Annotated in this window: 6 protein-coding genes; 2 read left to right on the forward strand and 4 right to left on the reverse strand. The window is 50.4% G+C overall.

Annotation, left to right across the window (positions count from 1 at the left end):
• Window positions 1-27: 27 nt before the first annotated feature.
• The 3 genes from meaB to T499_RS0101015 are packed head-to-tail and all read right to left on the reverse strand — an operon-like array spanning window position 28 to window position 7,553.
• Window positions 28-1,128 carry a methylmalonyl Co-A mutase-associated GTPase MeaB gene (gene meaB, locus T499_RS0101005; protein WP_033149423.1) on the reverse strand — a complete coding sequence of 367 codons (1,101 nt, stop codon included), beginning with the start codon at window positions 1,126-1,128 and terminating at the stop codon, window positions 28-30.
• 33 nt (window positions 1,129-1,161) lie between these two features.
• A complete protein-coding gene (locus T499_RS0101010; RefSeq protein ID WP_013065746.1) occupies window positions 1,162-2,232 on the reverse strand; it encodes a DUF1573 domain-containing protein in 1,071 nt (356 codons plus the stop codon).
• Window positions 2,233-2,246: 14 nt separating this feature from the next.
• On the reverse strand, window positions 2,247-7,553 hold the full coding sequence (locus tag T499_RS0101015) for an alpha-2-macroglobulin family protein (protein ID WP_033149424.1): 5,307 nt from the start codon (window positions 7,551-7,553) through the stop codon (window positions 2,247-2,249).
• Window positions 7,554-7,667: 114 nt separating this feature from the next.
• Here T499_RS0101015 and T499_RS0101020 point away from each other — a divergent pair, with 114 nt between their 5' ends.
• Together T499_RS0101020 and T499_RS0101025 are read left to right on the forward strand one after the other, a co-directional pair.
• Window positions 7,668-9,728, forward strand: coding sequence for an acetate--CoA ligase family protein (locus T499_RS0101020; protein WP_033149425.1), 2,061 nt, complete (start codon window positions 7,668-7,670; stop codon window positions 9,726-9,728).
• 28 nt (window positions 9,729-9,756) lie between these two features.
• Entirely contained in the window at window positions 9,757-10,944 is a 1,188-nt protein-coding gene (locus tag T499_RS0101025) for an aminoacetone oxidase family FAD-binding enzyme (RefSeq protein ID WP_033149426.1), read from the forward strand.
• Here T499_RS0101025 and T499_RS0101030 read toward each other — a convergent pair.
• Window positions 10,901-12,445, reverse strand: coding sequence for a RagB/SusD family nutrient uptake outer membrane protein (locus T499_RS0101030; protein WP_033149427.1), 1,545 nt, complete (start codon window positions 12,443-12,445; stop codon window positions 10,901-10,903). The genes T499_RS0101025 and T499_RS0101030 overlap by 44 nt on opposite strands.
• Window positions 12,446-12,474: the final 29 nt, after the last annotated feature.

Genomic DNA, 12,474 nt, shown 5'->3' on the forward strand with positions numbered 1-12,474 from the left:
GAATGATTAAATATTAAACATTAAACATTATTTTTTGAGCAAAGAGAAATATTCGTCGAGAAGATCCTGAGCAGCTACGAACGATGTTTTCTGACCAGCGAGAACAGCAGTTTCGGCGGTGCCCAACTGAGCCTGGATGGCGGGATTGTTGTAGAAGTTGAGTCGCAGATGCTCGTTAATACTCTCGTACATCCAGTATTTAGCCTGCTCATTGCGACGATAGGCAAAATAGCCGTTGGCCTTTACAAAATCCATATACTCGTAAATCATGTCGAATATCTCTTTTACGCCTGTACCGTAGAATCCACTGTAGCAAAGCACCTTTGGACTCCAACCACTATCTGGCATTGGGAAGAAGTGGAGGGCATTACGGAAATTGGTAGCCGCCATCTGGCAACGGTCCACATTATCGCCATCGCACTTGTTAATCACAATGCCATCGCTTATCTCCATAATTCCACGCTTAATACCCTGCAGTTCATCGCCTGTACCAGCCACCTGAATGAGCAAGAAGAAATCTACCATCGAGTGACAGGCTGTTTCGCTCTGACCAACACCCACGGTCTCAACAAATATCTTATCGAAACCAGCGGCTTCGCACAGAATAATCGTCTCGCGAGTCTTGCGGGCCACACCTCCCAACGAGCCAGCTGATGGACTAGGACGTATGAACGACGACGGATGTTGTGCCAGCTTCTCCATACGTGTTTTATCGCCCAGAATCGAGCCCTTGGTGCGCTCGCTACTAGGGTCGATGGCCAGCACTGCCAGCTTTCCACCCTTCTCCTTGAGTACGTGCATACCGAACTCGTCGATCGAGGTACTTTTACCTGCGCCTGGTACACCACTGATACCAATGCGGATGGAATTGCCACTATAAGGCAAGCACTTGTTGATCACCTCCTGAGCACGGGCCTGATGGTCGGGATTCACACTCTCAATCAGCGTAACAGCCTGCGAGAGGATGGTGACATCGCCCTTAAGGATGCCTTCTACCATCTCGCCAACAGAGAGTTCGTGACGACGGAAACGACCACGCTTGAGGTAGGGGTTAACGATAGAGGGCTGCTCTACCCCACTGTTTACCTGCAAGCCTGCATATTCTGAGCTATTTTCGGGATGTTCCATATGACATTGAACATTGAAGATTGAACATTCTTTTTACTGCAACTTGATGTTGACCACCACTTTGGCGTGGTCGGGATCGTTGGTAATCATCAGGATACGGGGACGTGTACGAAGCTTCTGGAGCTCTTCGGCAATACCCGTAATCTTTAAGTTAGCACTCTGACCTGGGGCAATCTCACTCTTCGAGAGGGTAACCTTCAAGCCAGCCGTAAAGAGCTGGAGCGAGGTAATCTTCAAGGGCGAAACACCTGTATTCTGCAACGTAACAGTAGCCGTTTTCTTGGTTTTGCCGCCAAAGTCGGTAAAATCCACATCGGTAGCCGACATCTGCAACTGTGGTGCCAACTCCTTATTCTCTTTCTCGAACTGCTTCATATCGGGCAACAATACGGTAGCCACATCGATGGCGAAATCCTGACGAACCTTATCGCCTGGGTTATGAGCCATATAAAGAGTGGTCTTGGTCAAACCATAATCGCGCAGTTTCTCTGAGAGCAACTTCACGCTGATGGTAGCCGCACGACCAGGCAACAGATGATCGGGACTGGTGATAGCGGTGAGATAAGGAGGCAGGTGCATCAGGTTAGGACGCATGGCCTTCTTTCCGTTATTCAGGATGTGAATCTCCTGCTCAGGCACATCGCCCTTGTTCACATCATCGAACTCAAGCACGGCCTTATCCAACAGCAGGTCGCCCATCTCGATAGGATACTCACCCGAGTAATCTCTGAAATCGCTCTTAACCACACCCGTCATGGTAAGGTAGAACGGCTTTTTTGAAGCATTGCTCTTTACCAGACACATCTTCTGGAAGTGACCTAACATACGGGCATCGTAAGTCATCTTAATAGTGAATCGCTCGCCAATACCCACCTCTTTGGGATATTCTATTTTGGTGCAACCACAATCGGGTTTCACACTCTGAATAACCAATCGGCGCAAACCCTTGTTACGCATCTCGAAGGTGGCTGTAACAGGCTGTTCGTAGCCCGTAGCACCCACATCGATGGTGGTTGTTTTTACGGTAAGACGCTGTGCATTCACCTGGAGAGGCGAAAGCTGAGAAGCGAGAATTGAGAGTAGTATTACTGTTAATTTCTTCATCAATATTATAATATTTAATGTTTAATCTTTAATGTTTCCGAGTGAGTAACGGCGCGGAACTCGGGTGCATAGGCACACTCTACGGTGGCGGTACCTGTTTCGTAGGTTCCGGCTCGATCGATATAATACTCGGTTTCGATCACATGGGTACCCTTCGACAGCATGCCGAAGAAGTAGCATGTGGCATTATCGCGAGGTGTGACATAAGCACCCGCATGATAACCACTCAACGGCTTAACGGGCTCCATACAAGCCGCACGCTTATCAACCACCTGCACAAAATCGTAATCGCGATCGGCAGTGATGGTAAGGCGGACGCGGATACGGTCTCCGACCGTGAATTGATAATTGACAGTTGACAATTGACAATTATTTTTCAAGATCTCGCGCTTGATGGTGAGACCACTGCCGCTATTCTCAACCTGCTTGGCGGGCTGGAAATACTGGGCATAAACGGCACCCCATGAGGTTCCATCGGTAGTTTTGCGGATGGTGAGTTGCTTACCCTTTGGCAATTCGGTCTTTACATAGCCGATAGCTGCTGTTGCCTTGGGCAGCGCAACGGTGCGGGCATCGATACGGACAGCAGGCATGTTTGAGCTTTGTGCCAAACGGCTCTCCTGACCTTTCAGGAAGGCATAAACGGCATTCACGCTGTTGATAGGTGTATCCCAAGCCTGGGTGCGCTTTTGCTGCAGCAACCAGCGTTGCATCTCATCGATAGTCTGCACATCATCAGGAGTTAACTGCTGCAGGGCCTCGATGGCGATACTCTGGGTTGGAATCTTATAATCAAACCAAGAGTAACCTGCACGTGGCGTATCGTAGTAGCGTCCCATATCCTCGCGGTAAACGGTGTACTCCTTGAGCGACTGGGCATATTCCTGAGCACGTTTGGCGTCAACCTTGGCAAAGATGACTGCTGCAAGAGCCTTATCGTAAATGCTCTGACGCTTGATATTTTTTTTAAGTAGCTCGATGAGATAGCTGTTGGCCTGCTGAACATCGGCTGGCAACTGGCGATCATCAAGGGTTACCAGATACAACCACTGCAGGGCCTTATAACTTGGGAAGTAAACCTCGCCCTTCTTCTCGGCTTTCTTCAGTTCCTTTACCAGGTCTTTTATCTCGTTGCCCATATAGCCAAAGGCCTTATTCAGCATGGTGCTGGTAGCACTCTGCTTCTGGGTGAGGGCATTCAGGCGTACCAGCATTTCGCTCACGGCAACAGTGGTATAGAACGAGCTTGGCATACCAGGGAACCAGGTCCACGCACCCTCAGCGTTCTGCAGTTTCTGCAACTTCTCGACGGTGGTAGAGAGACGGTTATTCATCAGGTTCTCGTCGAAGAAGTCAACCAAGCGATGCTTCTGCTCAGTCTCGTTGTCGGCATCCAGCACCCAAGGGGTTTCGTTCAGAACAAGATTCTTCAAATCCTCATTCTTCTCTAGTTGAGAGTTGAGAGTTGAGAGTTGAGAGTTTTCTTCCTGCTGCCACTGGGCGAACACGTTCTTGATCTGTGGATTCTGATTGATGATATATCGTCCCAGTCCGTTGGCATAGAACGAGGCGGCCAGTGAGATGGCGTTATCGTCGCTGGGCGAGCCTACTGCTGGCAGGGCCTGCACCATGAGCCAAACAGGATTGTTAGTATATTCGAAAGTAAGTTTGGTATTCTTGGCATCAGCAGGAACCAACTTGTTCAAATCGATGGTAGCAGTACCAGGCTGGTGCTGGGTGATAGGCATCGAAACAGTAACTCGCTCGGTAGCTGGGAGTACAGGCAGATAGTGCTGCTCACCATCAGAATAGCCGTTACCGCTGATCGCCATTTTGACGATCAACATTGAACATTCTTGGACGTGCCAAGCGGCAAAGCCGAGCGGACCATGGACCATTGACCATTCAAACTCGACGGGGGTTGTAGAACCTGCGGCGAGCGATACTTGCTGCGACTTTTCGTACACGATGGCGTTAGTCTCGGCATTGATGAGCTGCAGGGTTACCTTGCCTTGTGCCTGTTTCTCGCTAAAGATACGGGCAGAGATGGTGGCCTTATCGCCCTCGCGGATAAAGCGAGGCACGTTAGGCTGTATCATCACATCCTTCTTAGCCACAGCCTCACCCGCAATGTTACCATAATGTAAATCGCGCGTGTGCGCAAAGCCTAACATCTGCCAGGTAGTCAAACTCTCTGGCAAAGTAAACTTGATAGCCACGCGACCATTGGCATCGGTAGTAAGTTGGGGATAGAAGAAAGCGGTTTCATTCAGATTTTCTCGAACTTGCACATCTGATGCTGCAGTCTGCTCTTCATTAGCAGCCTCTTCGGCACCATTAGCGGCATAAGCGATCCCCGAATCGGTGCTCTGCTTCATCATCTTCATATCGGCAGCCATAGGAGCGGCTTCGGCCACTTCTAATATCATATCATCACCCACATGGCCACGACTCAAAGTCTTAACACCGCGGAACGAGTGGCGATAGAATGCCTGGGGATAAACATTGTGATCAAACAAGCTGAAGCCTATCCCAGCATAGCTAAAGTCCTCACAATCAAGCGATGCAAATCGGCCAAAGCTACGGGGCAAAACATACTGCCAATTTACCGAAGGCATTGCTATCCACTGATAAGGACGGAAATTCCACTTATGCTTAGCCAACTGATCCAGACTCTGATCGTAGAGTGTAGCCATCAAGTTAGCGTCAACAGGGTTGCCTTCACAATCCTTGATGATCAGTGTCCACTCTTCCTTCTGTCCTGGTGTCAGACGATCGCGGAAGGTTGCCCACTCTAAGGTGAGCTTCTTATCAGGCATGGGGCGCTGAATCTGGGCGGTATGGGTGTAACACTTGCCGTTCTTTACCCAAGCAAAGGTAAGCAGCAAGCCGTTTTCGTACTCATCCTGATAGGTAAACTTGCGATTTATCAGCTCGTTACTCTTATCCACACTACCCTGCTCTATCAGCTTAAAGCCCGAGAAGATACTATAGAAGATATGCACATTCTGATCCGAGCTACCCACCTGGATGGTAACAGGCGTGCCATCGTTAGGGAACTGGGTGGCCGACTGATAGAACCAATCATCTGTATCAGTAGCAGGTTTCTCATCATCGAGCGAGAATACCACGAAGGTTCGATCGATGGTCTGATCCTCATACGCAACCTCTACACGATGCTTACCAGAAGCCAACTTAGCCAATGCTATCTGCTGATTTGTTCTGGCCATCTGCCACTCGCCACCGTCAATGCGATAACGTACTTCGGCATCGATATCCTTACCTGCGGCATTGCGCAGATGGAATGTGGCTTGGGGGTTATCTTCAACCAGCACTTTTTCGTCGAGATCGATGCTGAGTGCGGTAGGACGATTGCCCAAAGGCAACGTGAACTGTCCCTGGTGCGTTTCGCCAGCCATATCAGTTACATCGGCCTGCAATACAAAGTTGTAGAACATGGTGTACTTGGTTTCGGGCATCTCCAGTGGCATTTTTATCACAAAGTTACCATCGGCATCGGTGGTAGCTTCGCCCGAACAAATCTCGGTACCGTGATTGCTGTAGCCCAGAGCACCCTCGTCGTAGTAGCGATTGTACGACCACCACCAAAGGGCGGTACGGCGCAATACCTTATACGCTACCTTGGCATCCTGAACAGGCACACCCGCATAGCTGAGTGCTATACCTTTGATATCAAGCACATCGCCAGCCTTATAGGCATCCTTATATTCTGCAAAATCCACATGGAATGTGGGACGCTTGTACTCCTCAACACGAATGAGCCGCGAGGCATTCTCAACCTGGATGGTAAACAAGCCTGTAAGTCCCTTGGCAGGTAGGGTAAAATCTACTGCACCCACACCATAGGCATCGCTCTCGGTCTGCTTCTCGGCCACCACCTTATGGTTGGCATCGCGCAGCACAAATTTTAAAGTCTGATGGGCACGAACGGTTTGTTTGATGCCCTTCTCCACCTGATACACCAATGCCGAAGCATGTACCGTCTGACCTGGACGATAAATGCTGCGATCGGTAAAAATAGCGGTCTGATTCACCATGCGAACAGCCCCGTAGAATTCATAACTACCATTACCATACAGCACTGCACCCGCCTTGTCGGTATCGGTATAGGCAAATACCGAATATGGACGTTCCTTGATACGCAGATGCGCATCGGCAATGGGTTGACCAGTCGTAGCATTCACCACCTCGTAACGTATTTTGCCATCGGGCTGGGCCTCGGCAATCGTAAAGACGTTGGTGACATGATACAACGTACGGATTACCTCGGTAGCGGGATTGCTTTTAAACTCCACCAGGTACATGCCTATAGGCAGACCCTTCAGCGTCATACTATCTCCGAAAATCTCGTAATCGGGGCGAGCGGCAAAATGTTTCGTTTCTGTAACCACAGGGGCTCCTAACAACGGGCGGATCTTAGCCCACCCCTTTTCGCTTGATGGCGAGTGTTCGATATCACCTTCGCAACGTACGGGATACACCGTCATAGTGAGTTGCGACAGATGGCGTAAATCATTCAGCATCACCTGCTGGGCCTGCATGGGACGAACCACAGAGAGGGGATACGACAGGTGGAACTGGGGATTGGTGAGCTCTTTTTTGGCATTACGCAGATAGTTAATCTCAGGCCATCTCCCCCACTTGGCAATGGCATCGTCGATAAAAGCGATACGATCCACAGCGGGGGTGTTATAAGGCAGTGCATTATATCTGTCGATAGCCAGATGGGCATCGATAATGCTCACAGCCTTCTGGTTGCCTGTCTTCTGATAGTAATCGCGCAACTGCTGATACTCACCCAACTCGGCACCTATCACACTCAGCATATCGTTGCCAAACACCGAAGCATCGGCACCCATCACCACAAAAGGCTGATACGAGCGCTCCTTGGTTGCGGCCAACAACTGGCACAGCTCGGGGGTAAGCTGGGGCTTCTTGATGCCTAAATCAATGCTATAGTTCTCGTTATCAATCTGCCAAAGCACCGTTTGGTAAACCAAACGCTGCACCTTATCGGTAGCCTTCTGATAGCGTGCCACAATACGATTCACCTCAGGTTTCAGCGAATCGGGGGCGATATCCACCATCGTTTGGGCGGCATAAAGCTCGGCTTTGAGCAGCTGTCCGTATTGTTGTTCCTTCTCGGCCTTCTTCACAATCTTCTGCAGCACCTCGTACTGAGTCTTGGGCAGATCTTTCTTTTCGGCCTCTGAAACCTGTTTCCAGAGTGCCGAATAGGATTGTCCGAATAGGAACATTGGCATGATCAAAGCTATAGTTATGATGAGAAATTTCTTCATAAAGCCCACTTTAATTGGTTTAACTATGCAAAGGTAGCTATTTATTTCCCAAATACAAAGAAAAATAACGTTTTTTATTTTGTATTTTGTTCGATTTGCACTATCTTTGCACCTATGATTAACCAACAATTATTGAATCCGAAGAGCATCGTCGTTATCGGCGGCTCTAACAACGTGCATAAGCCCGGTGGTGCTATAGTACGTAACATTAAGAATGGTGGTTTCGATGGTCCGCTGCACATCGTAAACCCCAAGGAAGACGAAGTGCAGGGAATCAAAGCCTATCATGATGTAAAGGAAATCCCCGAAACAGATTTGGCCGTGCTCGTAGTGGCTGCCAAGTTCTGTCCCGATTATGTGGACTATCTTTGTGCCGAGAAAGGGGTGCGCGCCTTTGTGATTATCTCAGCCGGATTTGGCGAAGAGACGAAGGCGGGTGCCGAACTGGAGCAACGCATCCTGGATACGTGCAAAAAGTTCGGAGCAGCACTCATTGGTCCTAACTGTATCGGACTGCTGAACCGCAACCACCATAGTGTGTTTACGCTGCCCATCCCCAACCTGAATCCACAGGGTGTTGATTTCGTATCGGGATCGGGTGCCACAGCGGTATTTATTCTTGAGAGTGCGGTTATCAAGGGCTTGCAGTTTAACAGTGTGTGGAGCATTGGTAACGGCAAGCAGATTGGTATCGAGGATGTGCTGCAATATATGGACGAGCGCTTTAATCCCGAGACCGATTCGAAGGTAAAACTGCTTTATATCGAGAATATCTCTAACCCCGATAAGTTGTTGTATCATGCCAGCAACCTGATTCGTAAGGGTTGTAGGATTGCAGCTATCAAGGCTGGTTCGAGCGAGAGTGGCAGTCGTGCTGCCTCATCGCATACAGGTGCCATTGCTTCGAGCGATTCGGCTGTAGAGGCGCTGTTCCGTAAGGCCGGTATCGTGCGCTGTTTCTCACGCGAGGAGCTCACCACCGTGGGTTGCATTTTTACATTGCCCGAACTGAAGGGTAAGAACTTTGCGATTGTAACCCATGCAGGCGGTCCTGGCGTGATGCTGACCGATGCCCTGTCGAAAGGCGGACTGAACGTGCCCAAGATCGAAGGTCCTGAGGCCGACGAACTGAAAGCACAGCTCTTCCCAGGTTCATCAGTAGCCAACCCTATCGATTTCTTAGCCACAGGTACTGCCGAGCAGTTGGGTACCGTGATTGATTATTGCGAAAACAAGTTTGATCATATCGATGCCATCGCCGTAATCTACGGCACCCCTGGCCTCACCCATCTGTACGAGGCCTACGATGTGCTCGACAAGAAAATCAAGGAGTGCAAAAAGCCTATCTTCCCCATCCTGCCCAGTCTGCACACAGCAGGTCCCGAGGTTGAGGAATTCCTGAAGCGCGGTCATGTTAACTTCAGCGACGAGGTGACGCTGGCCACAGCACTCAGTCAGATTATGCGCACCCCACGCCCTGCACCACCCGAGGTGCAGCTTTATGGCATCGACCTGCCCCGCTTACACATTATTATTAAGGGTATCGAGAACAATGGATACGTATCGCCCGAGGTGGTACGCGACATCCTCTCGTGCGCAGGCATCCCCCAGGTTCCCGAGATGGTAAGCACCAGCAAGGAAGAGCTACGTGCCTTTGCCGAACGTGTGGGATTCCCCGTAGTGGCTAAGGTAGTTGGTCCTATCCACAAGAGCGATGTGGGTGGTGTAACGCTGAACATCCGCACCCCCGAGCACTTAGAGTTGGAGTTCGACCGCATGATGAAGATTAAGGATGCCACAGGCGTGATGGTACAGAAGATGATGAAGGGTACCGAGCTGTTTATCGGTGCCAAGTACGAGACGCGTTTCGGCCACGTTATCCTGTGCGGCTTGGGCGGCATCTTTGTCGAGGTGCTGAAGGATGTATCAAGCGGTTTGGCCCCATTGAGCTATGGCGAGGCCTACTCGATGATTCACTCGCTGAAGGGCTACAAGATATTAAAAGGTACACGCGGACAGAAGGGCATCAACGAGCAGAAGTTTGCCGAGATTATCGTGCGCCTATCTACCCTGTTGCGTTTCGCCACAGAAATTAAGGAGATGGACATTAACCCGCTCCTGGCCGACGAGAACGACGTAGTAGCCGTTGACGCTCGCATTCTCATTGAGAAATGAGAAAATGTAAAAATGTAAGAATGTAAAAATGAAGACTGCGATAGTAGGTGGAGGTGCGGCTGGATTCTTCCTGGCCGTTAACCTCAAGGAAATGTGCCCCGATATGGACATCACCATTTTTGAGAAATCGAAGAAGGTGCTGGCCAAGGTCGAGGTATCTGGTGGTGGCAGATGTAACTGCACCAACTCGTTCGAGGCTGTAAGCGATTTGCAACAGGTATATCCACGTGGGCACCGTTTGCTGAAACGACTGTTTAAAACCTTCGATTACCGCGATGCCTATGCGTGGTTCGAAAGTCATGGTGTAAAGCTTACCACCCAGGACGACAACTGCGTATTTCCCGCCTCACAGGATTCGCATACCATCATTAATCTCTTCTTGGCCGAAGCCCGCCGAAAGAACATCGAGATATGCATCCAGCATAAAATCGAGAGTCTCGACGAGCTGAACGACTTTGATTTCAAGGTCATCACCACAGGTGGTGGTACTGCATCGATGGCTGGCGTTCCAACCATCGAACCCGTTCCGTCATTGTTCACCTTCAGCATTGCCGACGAGGCCTTGCGTGCCTTGATGGGCACGGTGGTAGAAGATGCCACCGCCTCGATCCCAGGCACCAAGTTCCGCAGTAACGGTCCGTTGCTCATCACCCACTGGGGCATGAGCGGACCAGCCATTCTGAAGCTCAGTAGTCATGCCGCTCGCGATTTGCACGAGCATAACTACCAGATGCCTTTGGCTGTGAACTGGACCTCGCTCAAGGAGCCCGACATCCAGCAGGAGTTGCGCACCATCATCGCCCAGCATCCGCAAAAACAGATTGCCACCATCCGTCCCTTTGGATTGCCCAGTCGTTTGTGGGATTACCTTGTAGCCAAGACCCTTGGCGAACGTGCCCAGAACCGTTGGCAGAATCTGAACCAGAAGGAGCTGAACCGTCTGACCAATGCCCTGTGCAACGATCAGTACCAGATAGCAGGTCGTTCGGCCTTTAAGGACGAGTTTGTGACCTGTGGTGGCATCGATTTGGCGAGTGTGAATCCCAATACCTTAGAAAGCAAAAACCTCCCCAGCGTTTATTTCGCTGGAGAGGTTCTCGATATCGATGGTGTCACAGGTGGCTTTAATTTCCAAGCCGCTTGGACCACCGCTTATACCGTAGCTTGCGCCATTAGTCAACAAGCCCGTTGTAGTCAGTCTCCTTCTGAGGGATAACCCATGTCCATGCATTGGTCTCCTCAGGCTGGATGGTGATGTCGAACACACCCTCCATAAAGCTACCCCCCTGCTTGCGGTTCTTACGAACGATGGGCTGTCCCCAACGCTTGTAGTCGAACCAGTCGTTACCCTCGGCAAAGAGGTCGAAACGACGATACAGCTTAATCTCAGTCATCAGGTCGTCGCCGGTCTTGGTGCTCTTGGTGTAAGCCTCGTCGTACTGACTAACAGCCTCAAATAGCAGCTGCTGTGCCTCAGCCTCCTTACCCAGGTGCATATCAGCCTCAGCCTCGGTGTAGAGCATTTCGGCTGCACGGATGATGGGGAACGAACCACCACCAGGATAGAAGTCAACCAAGAACTTAAACTGCATGTAAGCATAAATGAGCGAGGTGAGCTTACCACTCTGGTCGAAATACAAGCGATCCTTGTACTCAGCCTTTGCGCGGTTGTAGAGCATACCAGTGCTACGACCAGCTGCATTACACTCGGCATACTCCTCTTCGGTTGGTACCAGATAGAGCGAGCGGCGCACGTCGCTGGCAGGAATCTGATCGATGAGCTCCTTGCTGATGGCTACAGGATAAGTGCGGCAGTTGCTGGCACTTGAGTTGGCACCGATGTAAGCAAAGAAGCTATAGTAAGAGATGTTCTGCTGTTCATCCTCATACACGCCCCATATCCACTCGTTGTTAGGTGTGTGGAAACCGTCCTGATACTGCTCAACCGTCATCAGCTTGTGGCCCTCGCGAGCCAGAGCTGCATACTTGGCAGCATTCTGCCAATCCTCGCGGTTGAGAGCTGCCTTGGCATAAACGGCATAGGCCACATCGAGACCGGGCTGGAAGAACTCCTCGCGCTTGCGATCGCTCTGCTGATAGAGTGCAATGGCCTCGTCGAGGTCGTTGTAAATCTGCTGATAGGTCTCGGCCTGAGTAGCGATGGCCTGCTCGCCCAGACTCTCGTCGACACGCAGCACGATACCATCGGTATTACCCTGATGATCGCTCCAACGGTTGGTGTAGAGCTGAGCCAGACGGAAGAACGAGTAAGCACGGAAAGTAAGGGCCTGAGCCTTGATAAACTTCTTATCGTTCTCCTCACCCTCGGCAGCATCGATATTGTTGATGATGGCATTGGCATTGCTCACCAACTTGTAATAATAGAACCAAGGATAAACGGTATAATCAGAAGTTGGACGCAGGTGGTAGGTTGAGTTCCACACACCCTGCCAACCAGAGTTATTGCTCTTCTGAGCATCGTTACCTGTAAAGGTGCCATACCAGTTCAGGATGGTGCCCTCGCCATTACAGCCCTGCTTGCTCATATACTGAGTAGTCATGGCCTTGCAGATACCATTGAGTGCCATCTCGGCATTCTGGGTGGTGCTGAGCACGGTGGGAGTACCCATCTCCGACTCGGGAGCGGTATCCAGGAAATCCTTGCTACAAGCGCTGAGTGCCAGCGTTGCGATACCTATATATATATACTTTTTCATAAAACTATTCACTATTAACTATTAACTAT

This window comes from Prevotella sp. RM4, assembly GCF_000701965.1.
Classification (GTDB): Bacteria; Bacteroidota; Bacteroidia; order Bacteroidales; family Bacteroidaceae; genus Prevotella; species Prevotella ruminicola.

Excerpts from the sequence above, each read along its gene's own strand:
- T499_RS0101010 (WP_013065746.1), bottom strand. The coding sequence starts at position 2,232 with ATGAAGAAATTAACAGTAATACTACTCTCAATTCTCGCTTCTCAGCTT.
- T499_RS0101015 (WP_033149424.1), bottom strand. The coding sequence starts at position 7,553 with ATGAAGAAATTTCTCATCATAACTATAGCTTTGATCATGCCAATGTTC.
- T499_RS0101020 (WP_033149425.1), top strand. The coding sequence starts at position 7,668 with ATGATTAACCAACAATTATTGAATCCGAAGAGCATCGTCGTTATCGGC.
- T499_RS0101025 (WP_033149426.1), top strand. The coding sequence starts at position 9,757 with ATGAAGACTGCGATAGTAGGTGGAGGTGCGGCTGGATTCTTCCTGGCC.
- T499_RS0101030 (WP_033149427.1), bottom strand. The coding sequence starts at position 12,445 with ATGAAAAAGTATATATATATAGGTATCGCAACGCTGGCACTCAGCGCT.
- meaB (WP_033149423.1), bottom strand. The coding sequence starts at position 1,128 with ATGGAACATCCCGAAAATAGCTCAGAATATGCAGGCTTGCAGGTAAAC.